The 18520-nt window shown below is 43.1% G+C and carries 11 protein-coding genes and 1 tRNA gene; 2 read left to right on the forward strand and 10 right to left on the reverse strand.

The genetic code is table 11. From position 1 onward, the window contains the following. The 4 genes from K5Q92_RS09055 to rlmKL all read right to left on the reverse strand — a co-directional run. Positions 1 to 574: DUF3466 family protein (locus K5Q92_RS09055; RefSeq protein ID WP_220768682.1), on the reverse strand; the 574-nt coding region annotated here is incomplete at its 3' end. Positions 575 to 604: 30 nt separating this feature from the next. Beyond that, on the reverse strand, positions 605 to 2527 hold the full coding sequence (locus K5Q92_RS09060; protein WP_220768683.1) for an ABC transporter ATP-binding protein: 1923 nt from the start codon (positions 2525 to 2527) through the stop codon (positions 605 to 607). 1 nt (position 2528) lies between these two features. Further along, positions 2529 to 2765: a glutaredoxin family protein gene (locus tag K5Q92_RS09065; protein ID WP_220768684.1), complete on the reverse strand. Its 237-nt coding sequence runs from the start codon at positions 2763 to 2765 to the stop codon at positions 2529 to 2531. Then, complete coding sequence (rlmKL, locus tag K5Q92_RS09070; RefSeq protein WP_220768685.1) at positions 2755 to 4890, reverse strand: bifunctional 23S rRNA (guanine(2069)-N(7))-methyltransferase RlmK/23S rRNA (guanine(2445)-N(2))-methyltransferase RlmL; 2136 nt, start codon at positions 4888 to 4890, stop codon at positions 2755 to 2757. The genes K5Q92_RS09065 and rlmKL overlap by 11 nt, the downstream gene beginning before the upstream one ends. Before the next feature lie 555 nt (positions 4891 to 5445). Between rlmKL and K5Q92_RS09075 the strand changes: the two genes are divergently transcribed. Further along, a tRNA-Met gene (locus tag K5Q92_RS09075) sits at positions 5446 to 5522 on the forward strand. 425 nt (positions 5523 to 5947) lie between these two features. After that, positions 5948 to 6550, forward strand: a complete 603-nt coding sequence (locus K5Q92_RS09080) for a peptidylprolyl isomerase (RefSeq protein WP_220768686.1) — start codon at positions 5948 to 5950, stop codon at positions 6548 to 6550. Positions 6551 to 6857: 307 nt separating this feature from the next. Here the strand turns inward: K5Q92_RS09080 and K5Q92_RS09085 are convergent, their stop codons facing one another. The 6 genes from K5Q92_RS09085 to K5Q92_RS09110 form a co-directional block, all read right to left on the reverse strand. Beyond that, positions 6858 to 7397: a cell division protein ZapC gene (locus tag K5Q92_RS09085; protein WP_220768687.1), complete on the reverse strand. Its 540-nt coding sequence runs from the start codon at positions 7395 to 7397 to the stop codon at positions 6858 to 6860. A gap of 174 nt (positions 7398 to 7571) precedes the next feature. Then, positions 7572 to 8591, reverse strand: a complete 1020-nt coding sequence (gene pyrD, locus K5Q92_RS09090; protein WP_220768688.1) for a quinone-dependent dihydroorotate dehydrogenase — start codon at positions 8589 to 8591, stop codon at positions 7572 to 7574. 59 nt (positions 8592 to 8650) lie between these two features. Then, positions 8651 to 13495 carry an NAD-glutamate dehydrogenase gene (locus K5Q92_RS09095; protein ID WP_220768689.1) on the reverse strand — a complete coding sequence of 1615 codons (4845 nt, stop codon included), beginning with the start codon at positions 13493 to 13495 and terminating at the stop codon, positions 8651 to 8653. Positions 13496 to 13756: 261 nt separating this feature from the next. Then, positions 13757 to 16060, reverse strand: a complete 2304-nt coding sequence (locus K5Q92_RS09100; protein ID WP_220768690.1) for an RND family transporter — start codon at positions 16058 to 16060, stop codon at positions 13757 to 13759. A 12-nt stretch (positions 16061 to 16072) separates the two neighbouring features. Then, complete coding sequence (locus K5Q92_RS09105) at positions 16073 to 17089, reverse strand: YCF48-related protein (protein WP_220768691.1); 1017 nt, start codon at positions 17087 to 17089, stop codon at positions 16073 to 16075. 50 nt (positions 17090 to 17139) lie between these two features. Continuing rightward, on the reverse strand, positions 17140 to 18504 hold the full coding sequence (locus K5Q92_RS09110) for a DUF1329 domain-containing protein (protein ID WP_220768692.1): 1365 nt from the start codon (positions 18502 to 18504) through the stop codon (positions 17140 to 17142). Positions 18505 to 18520: the final 16 nt, after the last annotated feature.

Here is an 18520-nt window from a genome sequence, read left to right on the forward strand (position 1 = left end):
TGCCTGATTTAACAAAGCCGCGCTGCTCATAATCACGGTAGTACCAAAACTCCTGTGTTTCGCTACTGCCATCATACTTAATCGTCTTCTCTGGTGCTGTCATGGCACCGACTTTTAGACCACTGTCATTAATATCATAGAAGAAGGTATCGACCGAGTTAACCGTAGCCTCATCTTCTGGGAATGTCGGCGCTGTGGTGCCGTTCACACTTTCAAACGTTGGCATCCACTCATTGCCAACGGCAGTAAACGTAAAGTTGTTAGCGATAATAGGAAGGTTAACCGAATAGCTAATGGTTTCAGAGTCCGCCACCCCATCTTCAATGTCGATAACACCATCATCATCTTCTGACACTGTAAGTTTCTTTTTCCCTTTAGCCGCACCTACAGCTTCATCATTCGCATTAACAGCCATACCATAGCCGTTACGGGTATTATCGATGGTGCCATTGAGATCATAAGTGTCTAGGTCGATATTAATAATTTCATAAACAGGCGCTGCTTGAGCTCCCTGTAGTACGCTTAATACACCAACAGCTACTAACGTTAGGGTTTTATCCAACTTAAACTTCATTAACTCGCTTCCTATTTCTTATTTTTTAGCTTACTTCAATGACTCGAGCTCTTCCCATCGCTCAAAGCAACTTTCAAGCTGGCTTTCCTTATCGGACAATGCTTTCAAGTTTTCATTCACTATTTTTTGCTCCTGAGCATAAAACTCAGGTGAACTAACAACTGTTTGCAGTTGTTCGATTTCCACCTCTAACTGCTCCATTAAGGCAGGTAGAGACTCTAATTCGCGTTGTAACTTGTACGAAAGTTTCTTCTCGGCTTTTTTAGCCACTTTCGCTGGCGCAACGGCTTTGGCTTCACTCACAGGAGCTTCGACAGCTTTTGTCTCTTGAGGTTCCTCAGAATAAAATCTGGCTCCTTGAGAAACTGCATCTTGGTAGCCGCCTACATACTCACTCCAGCCACCATTACCGGTAAACCACCAACTACTGGTTACTGTATTGTCGATAAACGCACGATCGTGACTTACCAATAACAGCGTTCCCTTATAATCGGCAAGCAGCGACTCTAACAACTCTAAGGTTTCAATATCAAGGTCGTTTGTTGGTTCGTCGAGAATAATTAAGTTTGCAGGTCTTAGCAATAAACGCGCTAACAGCAAACGGTTTTTCTCACCGCCTGACAGAGCCTTAACTGGCGTTCTCGCACGCATAGGCGAGAACAAGAAATCTTGCAAATAACTTAAGATATGGCGATCTTGACCGTTGATGGTTACCGTTTTCTTACCTTCACCAACGTTATCTTCAACTGTTTTCTCAGGATCTAAGGCTTCGCGATACTGGTCAAAGTATGCAATTTCAAGTTTCGTACCGACTTTCACACTACCTGATTGTGCTTCTAATTGACCAATAAGTAGTTTAACCAGTGTTGATTTACCACAGCCGTTAGGGCCGATTAACGCGATTCGGTCACCACGCATTACCGTCGCGCTAAAGTTTTTAACTAAATTCTTCTCTGGTAAATTGTAATCAAGGTTTTCGATATCAAACACCAACTTACCTGAGCGCTCGGTATCGGCAACGGTCATCTTGGCATTGCCTTGACGATTAAGACGCGCCATTCGCTCAACTCTAAGCTCTTTAAGCGCACGTACGCGCCCTTCATTGCGGGTACGGCGTGCTTTAACCCCTTGACGGATCCAAGCTTCTTCCTCTGCTAACTTCTTATCGAAATGAGCATTTTGCTCGGCTTCTACTCGAAGCCATTCAGCCTTACCATCAAGATATGCTTGATAATTACCAGGCCAAGAAGTCACCACACCACGATCTAAATCGACAATTCGAGTCGCCATACGTTGAATGAAGCCACGGTCGTGACTGACAAACACTATGGCGCCACGATAACTCAGCAGGAACTGCTCTAACCATTCAATCGTGTCGATATCTAGATGGTTGGTAGGCTCATCGAGTAATAAAAGATCTGGATCGCTAACTAAAGAGCGTGCTAGAGCAACCTTACGCTGCCAACCTCCCGATAGTTCAGACAAAGGAGCATCAGGGTCAAGGCCTAGTAATTCGCAGTTTTGGTTAATGCGATTATCTAACTGCCAACCATTAAGGTGGTCGATATCTTCCTGCAAACGCTCCATCTGCTTAAGCATCCGCTCCATCTCATCTGGAGTAGCGCTACCAATATCGTGAGAAAGTTGATGGTAACGCTCAAGTTTCTCACCGACCTCTTTCAAGCCTGCGGCGATATAAGCATAAACAGTACCTTGCTCGGCCTTAGGTGGGTCTTGCTGCAAACGACTTACTTTAACGTCGGTGGCGATATTAAACTCCCCCTCATCCAGTAATACGTCGCCACTTAAGATCTTCATCAGGCTAGATTTACCGGCACCATTACGACCAACGATACAAACACGTTCGCCAGCTTCAATTGTAAAATCAGCATTTTGTAATAATGGGGTATAGCCGTAGGCTAAAGATCCGTTATTAATACGTACAAGACTCAACTTACGCTCCTAAAAATTCTTCTAATGCTTCGAGATCAAACGGCCAATTAAGTTCACTTTGGCTATCGGCAATTTTTACGACCGGGATTCGAATACCATATTGCTCAGCTAAATTGTCATCATCACAGATATCCAAGGCATCATATTCAACGCCGGCCTGCATGAGTAAATCTGCTGCTAATTCACACAGATGGCACGCATCTGTGTGATATAAAATAACTGAGGCATTAACCTGCATGGGTAATTAACCATGTGTTATGGATATGCGGATTGCGTTTGTAATCCAGTGGCAGTGTTTGATTATCGATGTTTTTGATCGACATACCTTGTGCTTCCAACTCCGCAATTTCCATCTTAAATTTACGTTTGTTGTTAGAGAAAATGATCTCCCCACCTGGATTTAGCAACTTGTACACATCAGTGAGCATCGCAACATGATCACGCTGAACGTCAAATGAGTCTTCCATACGCTTCGAGTTTGAGAAGGTCGGAGGATCGATAAAAATCAGGTCAAACCTATCATGAGTGCGTTTTATCCACTGAAGGCAGTTTGCCTGAACAAACTGATACTTATCACTGTTTAAGCCATTTAACGCAAAGTTCTCTTTCGCCCAATCAATATATGTATTGGACATATCGACTGTTGTAACAGACTTCGCCCCACCAAGCGCCGCATGTACAGATGCAGAACCTGTATAAGAGAACAGGTTACATACGCTGCGTCCCTTAGACTTGTCCCCTACTAACTTACGCGTTAAACGGTGATCCAAAAACAGCCCGGTATCTAAGTACTCTTTCAGGTTTAACTTAAACTTAGCGCCATACTCAGTAGTAATAAGTTCAAGCTTGCTTGCGACTAACTTCTCATATTGATTCGTGCCCTTCTTACGTTCACGGGTCTTCAAAATAATATGGTTAGGGTCGATGCCTATAGCGCCTGGTAGTGCAATAAGCACATCGGTCAATCGGCGTTTTGTGACAGCATCTGGAATTTGTGATGGAGCTGAATACTCTTGAATAACCACGTAATCGAGATACTTGTCGACTGCAACATTATACTCAGGTAGATCCGCATCATAGAGACGATAGCTATCGATCCCCTCTTTCTTAGCCCATTTTTCTAACTGTTTAAAATTCTTTTTAATACGGTTAGCAAAAGGCACTGCGATATCACTGACATCACCTTCGATCTTAATGTTTGCAGGGTCTACACGGCGGGTATTTTGTGCATGAACTGTATAAAGATTGAACGCACACTCAAGCGCACCGTTGTTCATCTTCATCTGCTTATCAGCTTTAAGCTTCAATGCTGATAAAAGTTCGACATCGCTATTTAGGATCGCAATGTTCCAGCCGCCAAATTCAGCTTTAAACTTATCACCTAGCTGGTAATACAGTTGAAGTAGTGAAGTCACATTGCCTAAACGCTCACCGTATGGTGGGTTTGAGATTAAATATCCCGTTTCTACCGGTACTTTTACATCAAGCGCGTTACATACACTAAAGTCGATAAGCTCGAGTACACCTGCATTTTCAGCATTACGTTTTGCTAGCGCAACCAGCCTAGAATCAATATCTGAACCGAAGAACTTGATACTACAACGGGTTTTACCGATCGAAGCACGTGCCTCGGCTTCATTTAACAGCTCTTGCCAAACTTTTTTGTTATGAGGTAACCAATGGTCAAAACCAAAACGCTCACGATGGATACCTGGCGCAATATCACAAGCCATCATTGCCGCTTCAATCAAAATGGTGCCACTACCACAGAATGGATCGAGTAGATCCATTGGTTTAGCCTGCCAACCACTGCGAACTAGCATATTCGCTGCAAGGTTTTCTTTCAGGGGAGCCTCACCGGTAGTCGAGCGATAACCGCGTTTGTGCAGCGCTGGGCCAGAGAAATTAAAACCAATAGTGATCTCACCACGTCTAAAGTGGGCATCGATTCTAAAGTCGGCGTCCACTCTTTCAACATTCGGACGAGAGAAATCATCATCTCTAAAACGGTCCACAATCGCGTCTTTGATTTTCAAGGCGCCGAATTGGGTGTTCTTAATGAAGCCGCCTAGACCATGAAAGTCGATGCTAAAGGTGCTGCGATTGGAAAACTGCATCTGCCAGTCAATACCATAAGCAGCGTTGTAAAGTTGCTCAGGTGACTCACAAGGACCTTTATAAATGACAAAAATGATTCTGCTCGCTAAACGCGACCACAGCGTAATACGATATCCAAGCTCTAATGAAGCCGAAAAATAAACTCCGGCAACACTTTCTTTAATGTCTGAAGCGCCAAGCTCGGCAAGCTCAAGTGATAACGCGTATTCATAGCCCCGAGGAGCTGCAGCAAAAAAATTTAACATTGATAATCGACACACAGTAAAAATTAGTTGGACATTATACCTGTTAGCGCCGTTAAATGATAAAAGTTATTGGCTAAAGCTTAATTTAAAAACAGTAATAGCAATTTAAGCGCCTATAAATCGAAAAAGGCTCAAAAAACAGCCGAGTAAATCATTTATTTAAAATGTTTCTTGCAATGTACCTATGCCATCGCTATAGTTCGCCACCTCTTCGGGGCAGACACTGAGTACTAACTCTATAGAACTGCTTTGAAGTTTAAATTCGGACGCGGGATGGAGCAGTATAAAAGCTACTCGGACTCAACTATTTATAAAAGAAGGCGAAGGTCGTTGCCAAGCTTTTGTAGAAAGTAATCCAGCTGTCGAAACCACTTCCTTATGATGAAGTAAAACTGATAATTACAATTCGGACGCGGGATGGAGCAGTATAAAAGCTACTCGGACTCAACTATTTATAAAAGATGGCGAAGGTCGTTGCCAAGCTTTTGTAAAAAGTAATCCAGCTATCGCAACCACTTCCTTATAATGAAGTAAAACTGATAATTACAATTCGGACGCGGGATGGAGCAGTTTGGTAGCTCGTCGGGCTCATAACCCGAAGGTCGTTGGTTCAAATCCAGCTCCCGCAACCACTTCCTTATAATGAAGTAAAACTGATAATACAATTCGGACGCTGAATGTAGCTGTTTGGTAGTTCGTCGGGCTCAGCTCTTTATGAAAGGCAGGCAAAGGTCGTTGCCAGTTCTGTTATCGAAAGTAATCCAGCTCCCGCAACCAATTCCATTTCGAAGAATCTAGCTAACAACTAGGCCAGCGAAATCTGGTTTTTTGTGTCTGAATTTATAGTTTTCTCCTAGAGTCCAAGCTTTAGCGTAAAAAACTCATCAACGACAAAAATATCAGTAATGCACCAACCTGCGACAGTTTGTAACCATTAGCACTATCTTATTGCCCCTCTTTCCCAAATTGTTAAAATCATACGCGCTACAAAACCACAACATAATAAATACAAATAAGAACCACAACAATTTGTTGATGTCCTAATAGAGAGAACAAAATGAATAAAGCAATCCCTCTCCTACTGTGTGTTAGTTTAACTGCTTGCGGTGGCAGCGATGGTGAAAACACAGAAACTCCACCACCGGCTCAAGCACCCGATTTACAAGCCGATGTCTGCTATTTGATGTCGACAACTATGGGAGATATCACCCTAGCGATCGACCTAACGAATATGCCAATTACCGGAAGTAACTTTAAAACCTATGCAGATGAAAACTTCTATAACGGCACTCTATTTCATCGAACCATCAATAACTTTGTAATACAAGGTGGCGGCTTCACTAGCGGCTTAGTAGCCAAGCCTGGAAACGACCCCATCACAAATGAAGCAAATGTCGGGATCAGTAATGAACGTGGCACCATAGCAATGGCAAGAACGAATGCGGCTCACTCTGCTACCAGCCAGTTTTTCATCAATGTTTTAGACAACCCTCAGCTTGATGCTTCGAGTTCTAGTTATGGATACGCGGTATTTGGAAAAGTGTTGCAAGGAATGGATGTTGTCGATCAGATAAGCATCGTTGATACCGATAGCGCAGATGTACCAACAACTGAGATTATTATAAACACGCTAATCGAAACAAGCTGTGCGATTGATTAATAGTCAATAAATCGATTGCCGCGTCATATCAAATATGACGCGGTATACACTCATTAAAAATCAAAACTCAGTAAGCTCTATCACTATTAATCGGAACACTTATATTTAGCCATTAATAAAAACCAGCATTAAAAGAAGCTCCTTTCTACTGTAATCGAAGCTTCAAAATTTAAGTGATTGATTAACCGAGTCGTCAAATCTTACGACAAAAGGTTTCGGCGGCTCGATTTATTGAAGCATAAAGAAGAAACAGGAGAAGTAAACCGAATATAATATCGGCCTAATAAAGCTTAGTGCTGTGTGATTTTTAGGCTGCTCGAAACTGTTGCTGAGTCTTAACCGATAAAGGTGCTAATCTATCATGCATTACTTTTATCGTCTCAAACTGTTTTAAGCTTTTCGAATCCGTTAAACGACACTCTGCAGACAGGATCATCACTAAAGATGCCTGCAAACCAGACTCAATGACCATAGCTAGAACTGTATGTTCGCTCGTAGTTAGTTGAAATAACTTACCAACTTCACTATAAACGCATTGATTTGACGTATTAAAAAACCAAGACTTTGGCATCTGAGGTTTTAATAAAAAATGTGCAGCGGTTGCATTTAAGGCTATTTGAACTAATAGCGCATCATTAAGTGCAAGTGTTTTCGATAAACGGTCAACCAGATCGATATAGAACTTAGCATGCTCGACACTAAACTCCATTATTTCTTTGGCATCAGGTATTAGGGACTTCAATTTATAAGGTGACAAAAACTCCATGTCATCTCCTAATGAAACACTTAATACACCATACGTTTCATTATATCCCCATTGCCAATCCCTTTTTGGCATTAATAACATAACGTTTACCTTTATTTAGATACAATTGGATAATAGATGATTATTTCATCAATATCAAAATAAATTTTGTTCGAAATGATATTTAATTTTACAAGAAAAAACGATCATTAAGATCCAATTAAGATCCTAATGATCATTTTATGATCTAAATATTAAATTTAGATCGAAACAGACTTATTTAATTCGGTATGCTTCAACAATATCTTTAATTAACTTTGGACCTTGATAAATAAATCCAGAGTAAATTTGCACCATTTCAGCGCCAGCATCTAATTTATCGAGTGCGTCTTCTGCGCAATTAATGCCGCCAACACCGATAATTGGAAGTTTCCCCTTCAAACAATCGGCAAGTTGTTTGATCACTACTGTTGATAATGAATTCAATGGCTTACCACTCAAGCCACCTGCTTCATTAGCATTTAGCAATCCGCTAACACCATCGCGAGTCAAGGTTGTATTGGTTGCAATTGCCGCATCAAATTCACTTCGAATTAATGCTTCCGCAATTTTTTCAATCTCTTCGCTAGACAAGTCTGGTGCAATCTTAAGTGCAATAGGTACGTACTTACCATACTTTTCAGCCAGTTCTTTTTGCTTCTGTTTAAGAGATCCAAGTAGATCATCCAATAGATCGCCATATTGCAGTGAGCGTAAACCAGGCGTATTGGGTGATGAAATATTAACAGCAATATAAGCTGCGTAGGGATAAACCTTATCCATACAGATCAGGTAATCCTCTTTACCCTGCTCTACGGGTGTGTCTTTATTCTTACCTATATTGACACCCACCATCGCATTTGACTTGGCAGCTTTCAGATTAGCAACAAGATTATCTACACCTTTGTTGTTAAAGCCCATACGATTAATAATCGCTTTTGCAGGCTTAAGTCTAAAACAGCGTGGCTTATCGTTTCCTGGTTGAGGACGCGGTGTGACTGTACCAACTTCAATATGGCCAAAGCCCATCGCATGGAAAGCATCGATACATTCGCCATCTTTATCCATACCAGCAGCAAGACCTACAGGGTTTGGAAAAGTCAGACCCATCATAGTAACTGGGGCAGGCTTAATATTTTGCGCATAAAAGCAATTTAAAGGTGAATTACCAGTAGATTTTAAACTGCCGATAGCAAAATTATGGGCCAGTTCTGGATCCATCTGAAACATGAACTTTTGTGCGATTTTATAAAACATGTTTTCTCCTAGACCGAAAAAAGCCCCGGCATCTGCCAGGGCTTCTGATTTAAATCAGATTACTTTTGACCTTCACAATGAAGGATCAAAAGGTTAAGTTCACGTAAGGCTACAGAGAACTTTGCAAACTCATGGCTTTGCGAAGTCTTAAAGTCAGCGAGCATATGGAACCAACGCTCCAATAAGCTCTGATTTGACTCAATCCATTCTGAAATGATCTTATTCGCATCACAGCTTTCAGTACAAGTTCTCAATACGACAGAACTAAGTGCACGCTGCTGCCAATCAAGCTCTTCTCTAAAGGCCGCTCTAGCAAGCGCTTGCCAGTGGTTCGAAACTGGTTGAGCACTGATTTGCTCTAGGAACCAATGTAAATCAACACTCGCTCCAAGCTTAAAGTAAGTTTCGGCCACTAGCGGAACTGGCTTGCTTTCAAGATCACAGATTTGGGCAATATCCAGCGCAGAGAATAAGGTGCTTACATTTGCGACAACCATGGCCACATCTTCTGGTACACCTTCATTAATCAACGCATTCGATTCAGCACGAATACCTTCGACTTCTTCGTTAACCATATATTGGTGAACGCTTGCCTTCAACTCATCAAATACTGGCTTGAAGAACTCAATCGTCTGTTCGATATTCAAGTTACGATTGCGATGACGCAAGAACCAACGACTCGCGCGGCGAATATTACGGCGTAACTGATGCAGCATTTCACACTGTACAACAGCTGGAATGACGCCATTCAAATCTGTAATTGATTTAGTTAAATCTGCTAAACCAAACACTTCGCGTGCCATAGTATAACAAATGGCAGCTTCCGCTACTGAGGCACCTGTCTCATCTTGCATACGTTGAACGAAATTAAGACCCATATCATTGACTAACTCATTTGCCAATGAAGTGGCTATAATTTCCCCTCTCAGTGGATGCGATGCCATATTTTCGATGTACTTTTCCTGTAACTGCTTAGGGAAGTACTCGATCAATAGCTGACTCAAGAAGCTATCTTCGGTGATCTCAGGAGTTAACAACTGCTCCTTTAACACCATCTTAGCGTAAGCAACTAAAACTGACAGTTCTGGTCTAGTTAATGACTTTCCGTTAACTAGACGGTCGGCCAACTCATCTTCATTTGGTAAGAACTCAAGTGCTCTATCTAGCTTACCCTCTTTTTCTAAGTGATGGATGAAACGAATTTGCTCTTTTAACTGCTCAGCACCGCGCACCTGAGTGACAGAAATTGTTCTGGTTTGATCTTTACAGTCCTGTAGAACAATACGGCTCACTTCATCGGTCATCTCTTCAAGCAAGCGGTTACGCTGTTTAAGCGTCATCTCGCCATCGGCAACCAGAGCATTAAGCAAAATCTTAATATTCACTTCGTTGTCAGAGCAATCAACACCGCCAACGTTATCAACGAAGTCAGTATTCATACGGCCGCCATTAGCACAGTACTCGATACGGCCTAGCTGGGTACAACCTAAGTTACCACCTTCACCAATAATCTTTGCTTTAACTTCATTACCATTAACACGAATAGCATCGTTAGCACGGTCACCCACTTCGGCGTGAGATTCGCTTGTCGCCTTAACGTATGTACCAATACCACCGTTCCAAATAAGGTCCACTTGCATCTTAAGTAACTCTTTAAGTAACTCAAGTGGTGTCATCGATGCTTTCTGGCTCCCCAACATCTTCTTCATCTCTGCAGACAAAGGAATTGACTTAGCAGAGCGTAAAAATATGCCGCCGCCTTTGGAGATAAGCTCTTGGTTGTAGTCTTCCCAGCTTGAACGTGGCAGTGCGAACAAACGCTCACGCTCTTCATAACTGGTGGCAGCATCAGGATTTGGATCGATAAAGATATGCATATGGTTAAACGCTGCAACTAAGCGCGTATGCTTTGACAGCAACATACCATTACCAAACACGTCACCCGCCATATCACCGATGGCTAAACAGGTAAAATCGGTTGTTTGACAGTTAATGCCCATTTCACGGAAATGGCGCTTAACCGACTCCCATGCACCACGCGCGGTAATGCCCATCTTCTTATGGTCATAACCGTTACTGCCACCCGATGCGAAGGCATCACCTAACCAGAAGTTATATTCGATGGCGATCTCGTTTGCGATATCAGAGAAAGTTGCCGTGCCCTTATCGGCTGCAACAACAAGATATGGATCATCCTCATCATGTCGAACGACATTGTCAGGGGCGATCACTTCACCATTGATAATGTTGTCGCTGATATCGAGTAAACCACGAATAAATAAGCGGTAACATTCTTGCCCTTCAGCAAAGAATGCCTCACGACCACCGTCTGTTGGCAGCTGTTTACAAACGAAGCCACCTTTTGCACCAACAGGCACGATAACCGTATTTTTAACTTGCTGCGCCTTAACTAAGCCTAGTACTTCGGTACGGAAGTCTTCACGTCTATCAGACCAGCGCAAGCCACCTCGAGCCACTTTACCACCACGAAGATGCACACCTTCAACACGTGGCGAGTAAACAAAGATTTCGTACTTAGGCAGCGGCTTTGGCATCTCTGGGATCATAGCCGGTTCAAACTTGAACGAGATGTATGTTTTTGGTAGACCGCCTTCGGTTACCTGATAGAAGTTAGTACGATTTGTCGCATTAATAAGGTCAAGGTAACGACGAATGATACGGTCATCATCTAAGCTAGAAACGTCATCTAAGCGTAGATCAATCTGCTCAATAAACTTGTTTAACGTACGCGTTTTCAACTTAGGGTTGAACTTACGAATGTACATTTTAACTAGTAAATCAGCAATTTGAGGGTAACTTGCGAAAGTCTCTTCAATATAGGCTTGGCTAAATGTAGAATCGATTTGACGCATATATTTAGCGTAGGCACGAAGTACCGATACCTCTCGTCCAGTAAGGCCAGTAGAGAGAACAAGACGGTTAAAGCCATCATCTTCTAACTCTTTCTTCCATACATGAGACAAGGCCGTCTGGAAACGTTCTTGGCTATCGGCCAAATCATCAGAGGCAACACCTTGAGTCGTCATCAAGAAGTCTAAAATCCAGAATGTTGCACCATCTGCGGTTTTAACTTCATAAGGCCTTTCATTAATCACTCGTAAACCGAAGTTTTCAAGCATAGGCAACACATCTGAAAGATGGATCGGCTCATCCTTATGGAACAGCTTAAGTCGGACTTTATTGTCGTTTAACGCTGTTTCCTGAGGCTGATAAAACAACATACCCAACTTATGGTCATCATCAAGCGCTTCAAGGTGCTGAATATCCACAACTGCTGAGCTTGGCAATACATCTTCTTTATAGCTACGTGGGAATGCATCTACATAGCGCTTAATCAGGCTGTTACCTAGCTCTTCACCTTGGGCACTGAACACTGCGCTCGCTAGCTTGTCTTCCCAAGAGCGAGCCGCTTCGGTCAAATTATTCTCAATCGCTGCCACATCGACGTCCATATTATTATTGTCAACTTTGATGATGTAATGCGTTCTTGCCAAAGTAGACTCTGAAAAATAGGTGGTGAACTCCACATCTTCACTACTATTAAAGTGTTGCGCCAAAATACGCTGAGTATCTTCACGTAACTTGGTGTTATATCTATCTTTTGAGACGTAAACCAAGCATGAAAAGAATCGCCCAAAACCATCTTTACGAACAAACAGTTTTAGCTTGTCACGATCTTGCATCTCCAACACGCCGTGAGCGATTGAGGCAAGTTGTTCAACACTGGCTTGGATTAATTCATCACGAGGCAGAGTCTCGAGAATATGCATTAGGGCTTTATAGTCGTGTGAACGTGGCGCTAAACCAGAACGATCCAATACGCGCTGAACTTTTTGCGCTAACAGTGGGATTTCACGTGGGCTGCGGTTATAAAGATTAGAGGCATACAAACCGATGAATCTATCTTCACCAATTACATTACCTTGCTCATCGAAGCGTTTAACACCGATGTAATCGACATAAGCTGGACGGTGGACACGACTCTTCTCACTGCTCTTAGTCAATACCAATAGGCTGTTATCTAAGGCTTCTTTGCGTGCATTTTCCGAGAAGTTAGACAAAAGCAAACCTTTTTCGCTTTCTGCTTTTGTCGATTTACTCATCAAACCCAAACTGGTCGACTTATCAGCAACAAGTTCTAAGTCACCTTCCACTTTATGTAAGTCGTATCGGCGATAGCCGAGCAAGGTTAGATGATGATCATTAAGGTAAGAGAGGAAGTTTCTCGCTTCATTAAGCTCTTCCTTTGTACCGGGATAAGGACGATTTTCTAGCTCAGTGATTGTCTCACCAAGCTTTGCCGACATCGCTTCCCAATCGTTAACCGCTGCTGCAACATCGCCAATGACCGACTCAATCTCTGTAGTGAGAGCCTTGATATCGTCATCGCTACTTTGACGGTCGATCTCAATTAAAAACACAGCAACTTTATCGACGTTTTCTTGTTGCTCAGGGCTATAACTTACATGGGTTACCACGCCGTCTTTACGCTCGATAGCCATCGGCGTATGCAGCATCATATGTGCGGTAATGCCTAAACGATTAATTGCCATTCCGACAGAATCAACCAAGAAAGGCATATCTGGCTGAATAATTTCAATGATCGAGTGGCTTGACTGCCAGCCATGCTTAGACTGACTAGGGTTAAACACTCTGATATGACCTTCCCCGACGGCGGTCTTATTCAGTGCGTTCCATTGACTTAAAACAGCGCCATATAGGTCACTGTCGTTACGCGCATTAAGGTCGTCTTTCGACATATGCGCATAGAGGCAGGTGGCGAACTGTTCTACTTGTTTAGCTTGTGAATTGGGTACTTTAGAGTGAATTAGGTTGACTACGTTTTCGAGCAGTACTGAAGGCATTGCATCTTTCAAGGCCATGTTGCTATTTCCTTAGGGGCTATGGCAGCGCTTTTTAATTTTTATGGATGCTTCGTAAACTGACCTGAGCCTATTTCTGTGACCTAGGTCATAGCGCGAAGTTTATTACTAAATCCCCTTCATTTCGAGAACTATTTTAGTGGTACAGCCTCCAAAAATGGCCCTAACCTCGAATTTTCTCCTTATATATGAAATAACAATCGGTAAGAACGTTTTTTTATGCATAAAAAAAAAGGAGCTAACGCTCCTCTTTTATCTGTTCTACTTGGGCTGCCGCCAAAACATAGCGGCTATCGCTGGCAAGATAATTATGGCTCCGAGCATATTTACCAAAAACATGAATGTGAGCAAGATCCCCATATCCATTTGGAACTTAAGAGCCGAGAGGAACCAAGTACTGACACCTATCGCTAATGTAAGCCCTGTGAAAATAACGGCGCTACCACGTTCGACTAGCGCTTCATAATATGCTTGTTTTACAGGCATACCATCTCGTAAACGCACGGCCATTGTCGACAAAATATAGATCCCGTAGTCAACACCAATCCCCACACCCAGTGCTATCACTGGCAAGGTGCTCACCGCTAGGCCAATATCAAGCTGAGTCATTAATGCTTGAGCTAAGGTTGATACAACATACAGAGGTAAAATCACTGCAATAGTTGCTCTCAATGAACGGAAACTGATTAGACAGAGAAAGAAAACGGCGCCATATACATATAACATCATAGGTAGCTGAGCCTCAGCTACAGCTTCATTGGTTGCCGCCATCACTCCAACAGGACCCGATGCCAACTTAAACTGAATTTTATCTGTATCCATCTGCTGTTGAAGCTGGTTCACTTTATCGATAACCACTTCAATGGTTTCAGCCTTATGATCTTTTAGGAACAGATACACAGGCATAACCGAACAATCGCTGTTAAGAAGCCCTGATGTTGTAGGAACCTGGCCTACCGCCTGCACTAAGCTAGCTGTCGTTCGGGGCAGAACGCTCCACTTAGGGTTACCCTCATTGAAACCTGAGTTAACACGTTTTGCTACCGATGCCAAACTCGCTGTCGACTCAACGCCAGGTGTGTTACTGACCTGCCACTCGAACTCATCTATTTGAGTCAGCACCGAGTGATAGGTACAAGCCTCTGGAAAAGCCTCTACAATAACTGTCATCACATCGGTTGTGATTGAGAACTTATCGGTAATAAAGAAAGTATCTTGATTATAACGAGAGTCAAGATGCAGCGCAGGCGCACCACCTTGCAGATCGCCAACCTTCATCTTATTCGCCTGCTGTAATCCTGCCGCATACAAAGCTGCAGTGATCAATAACACCCAAACCGCATATTTTGGTGTTGCGAAATTTGAAAGCTTCAGCCAGATATCATTAATAGGATTGGGTTTGTTCTCTGGCTTTGGTTCAACATGGGTAAAAGAGATCACTAACGGCAAGAGCACCAAGTTAGTTAAGATGATAACTGCCACACCTAAGGATGCAGAAATTGCCAGTTCGCGAATGATCCCAATATCAATTGCCAGCAGGGTCATAAAACCTATGGTGTCTGATAGTAAGGCGACACCACCAGGGATCAATAGGCTTCGAAATGCGAGTGCTGACGCTGCCTTTGTAGTTTGCCCATCGGTAACGCGCCTTCTAACCGCGTTGATCATCTGTACGCTATGACTAACGCCTATCGCAAACACCAAGAACGGAATAAGAATAGACATTGGGTCTAAACCAAACCCGACAACCGTAAGTAAACCTAACTGCCAAACCACCGCTATCAAACTACAAAGCAGTGGTAAAATAGTCAGCACAACCGACTTGGAAAAGTAGTAAACCATCACAGCAGTAACTAGGATCGCGATCAGGAAAAATAGCAATACACCTTTTGCGCCATCCGCAACATCGCCAGCCATCTTGGCGAAACCTATGATATGGATCTTTATCCCATCGGCTTCATACTGCTCACGTAACTGCTTTTCTAACTGTTCGGCAAACGCTAGCGTATCAAGTGCCTCGCCAGTTTGTGGGTCGAAATCCATTAACTGGGCGCTAACCATAGCTGCTGAATAGTCCTCAGCAATTAAACGGCCAACGATGCCCGCTTTCTCAATATTGCCACGAACAACCTTTAACCCCTGCTCAGTGGTTGTGAAATCCGCAGGGATCACAGGTCCGCCAGCAAACCCATCTTCAACGACTTCGGTAAAACGGGTAGAGGGTGAAAATAGAGACTTAACCTGCGCACGATCCACTCCAGGGATAAAGAACAACTGATCATGTACATTCTTGAGTGCATCGAAGAAGTTGGCATTAAAAATATTACCGCTAGTGTCTTCTACCGCCACCATGATGCTATTCGCACCACCAAATTGTTTTTGGTGCTTCAGGTACGTCTGCATATAGCTATGGTTAAGAGGGATATTTTTTACAAACGCAGCATCCATTTTAAGATTACTCGCCTGCATCCCAAGGAAGATTGTCGCTAGTGCAAAAAGAAATATGACAAATGCTCTATGACGAAATAGATAAGATTCGAATCCATTAACTAATTTATCTAACATAGTAAGGTCCTATTATTTTTGTTCTAATTTGATGAGACCTTTATTGCCCGCCACCCATAAGTTTCCTTTTGAGTCTTCAGCAATCGCGACTAGGTTTTCCCCCTGACGCTGCTCTACAAGTTGACTTTCACCTGTTACAGATATGTCGATAATAACGCCTGCATTACCCACTAATCGCAACATACCTTCACCAAGCCTAATTCCTGCATTTATCGTTGAATCAACTGGTAAGCTAACCCTTTGCCAATCTGTTAAGCCTAAATCGGATTTAAACACATTACCCCTAAGGCCCATGACAAATGCGGTATCATCTACCACTGCGGCATTAAACAAAGAGCCTTCATAGATAAAGTCTTGCTTTAGCCAGTTGTGGCCTTGATCAGTTGAGGTAGCAACGAGACCTAACTCCCCCACCATAATGAGAGTATCCTCTGTTGCGTGAATAATACGGTTAAAGTGCGGCAGTAATGTGCTCCTCTCTGAAAGGTAAAGCGCTTCATCCTCGGCTTTAAGCTCTTCCAAATAGGCGATATCCTCTTCAAAAAGGAGCTCTTGGTGGTATTCACTATTCCATGTTTGGCCGCCGTCATTGGTGCGGTAAAATAAACCGTAGGCACCTACCGCAATACCATGTTGCTCTGTAAAAAATAGAATATCTAAGAAAGGTTTCTCTATCTCTTGAGACTGCATCTGCAGCTGCCAAGACTTCCCGCCATCATCGCTGTGGAGTATGGTCGCGTCATGACCCACGGCCCAGCCCTTATCGGGTGTGATAAAAAAGGCCTTAGTCAACAAGGCTTGTGTTGGCGTATTGACCTGTTTCCAAGAATCTTGATAAATGAATGCGTGACCTCGATCGCCAACGGCAACCAAAGTCTGTTGATTATTTACGATGTCTAAGACTAAAGAGTTCGCAGCAAGAGGCTGAATTTGTTGTTCTAATCTATTCTCTTGTGCCAGTACAGGAAATGCCTGAGAAAGACTCACTAAACTCAATATTGAGACAAATCGAAGCATGCTAAACGACATACAGACTTCCTTTAAAATAGTGAGGGGCTTTCGCCCCTCTACAAGCTGGTTTAACGAATACCTGCACGGCGTAATGCCGCCGGAGTGAAGTTAGCTTCACTCAACTTGGCATCGAAGTCATACATACGGCCTTCATTATCTAAGCCCATCGCGATATAGCGACGTGATTGAAGATCATGGAATACTTCTAAAGTGCTCCACTGAGTAGGAACTTCGTAGTAGTTTAGGCCATGGGCAATCGCAACTCGGTAAAGCTCATCTCGGTTATCATATAGATCCGCGACAGACACCTGCCATGAGTCCTCATCGATATAGAAAGTACGTGTCTTATAGATATGACGCATGCCCTCTTTCAACGTCGCCTTAACCACCCAAACACGGTGCTTCTCATAGCGGACATATTCTGGATTGATATGACCAGGCGTGATGATCTGCTTATACTCAAGCTTATCTGAGTGAAGCTTGTAATCATTGTATGGGATGTAAAGCTCTTGCTTACCAATTAACTCCCAGTTGTAACGTACTGGAGAGCCATTAAACATATCAAAATCATCGGTTGTTCTTAGGCCGTCAGATACAGTACCGGGCGTATCAAATGCGACATTAGGTGCTTTACGGACGCGGCGCTGGCCCGTGTTATAGGTCCAAGCTTGGCGTGGAAGCTTCTCTTGGTCCATCGTCTCTTTTACTAGCAGTGCAGTACCCGCTAAGCGGGCTGGCTGGGTAACAACTTGCTTAAAGAAGAACAATGTATTGTCTTTTGAAAGCTTATCTAGTGTCATCTCTGGACGAGAGTATTGAAAGCGGATCTCTTCGGCAGTCTCAACCAAAGTGTAGCTACCGCCAGCAGTTGGTGCAGCTTGGCTTCGCGACGTCTTAATATCTATGCCACGGAAACGTAAAACGTGATTCCAAATCACCTCCAAACCGTTTTCAGGTATAGGGAATGGAACACCAATTGACGCTCCCTTAATCCCATTACCACCGTCAATAAGCTCAGCGCGAGTCGCGTTTTCTTTAGTTGCATCATAAACAAACTGAGGCACTGAAGCAGAACGGCGGGTCTTATAAACATTCATTTTGAATGTTTCTGGATATAGCTCAAACAACTTGATCTGCCCATCTGATAAATACTCTTTGTACTTATCTTTATTGGCATTAGTAATCGTAAATTCGATTTTATCTTCGGGGAAAGGATCAAGGTGATGCATTCCTTTACTGTAACCCGCAACAGGTTTTGTAATGCCACCATCCCATGCAGGGATAGAACCATCGGCATTCGCCGCCTTCTCTCCACCTAACGGGGTTAACTCAGTACCTAGTTTTGCAGCATCTGCTTCAGACACTTTAGCCAAAGCACTTGGTGCGCTTAAAGCAAACATCACTGCTACAGGCAATATCGCAAGTTTATTCATTGTTATTGTCCTTGTG

The sequence above is a fragment of the Shewanella sp. MBTL60-007 genome, assembly GCF_019654915.1.
Lineage (GTDB): Bacteria > Pseudomonadota > Gammaproteobacteria > Enterobacterales > Shewanellaceae > Shewanella.

Bases quoted from the DNA above. Each gene is read 5' to 3' on its own strand.
- K5Q92_RS09095 (WP_220768689.1), bottom strand. From the start codon at position 13,495: ATGGCCTTGAAAGATGCAATGCCTTCAGTACTGCTCGAAAACGTAGTC.
- K5Q92_RS09110 (WP_220768692.1), bottom strand. From the start codon at position 18,504: ATGAATAAACTTGCGATATTGCCTGTAGCAGTGATGTTTGCTTTAAGC.
- K5Q92_RS09065 (WP_220768684.1), bottom strand. From the start codon at position 2,765: ATGCAGGTTAATGCCTCAGTTATTTTATATCACACAGATGCGTGCCAT.
- K5Q92_RS09085 (WP_220768687.1), bottom strand. From the start codon at position 7,397: ATGTTATTAATGCCAAAAAGGGATTGGCAATGGGGATATAATGAAACG.
- K5Q92_RS09080 (WP_220768686.1), top strand. From the start codon at position 5,948: ATGAATAAAGCAATCCCTCTCCTACTGTGTGTTAGTTTAACTGCTTGC.
- K5Q92_RS09105 (WP_220768691.1), bottom strand. From the start codon at position 17,089: ATGTCGTTTAGCATGCTTCGATTTGTCTCAATATTGAGTTTAGTGAGT.
- pyrD (WP_220768688.1), bottom strand. From the start codon at position 8,591: ATGTTTTATAAAATCGCACAAAAGTTCATGTTTCAGATGGATCCAGAA.
- rlmKL (WP_220768685.1), bottom strand. From the start codon at position 4,890: ATGTTAAATTTTTTTGCTGCAGCTCCTCGGGGCTATGAATACGCGTTA.
- K5Q92_RS09100 (WP_220768690.1), bottom strand. From the start codon at position 16,060: ATGTTAGATAAATTAGTTAATGGATTCGAATCTTATCTATTTCGTCAT.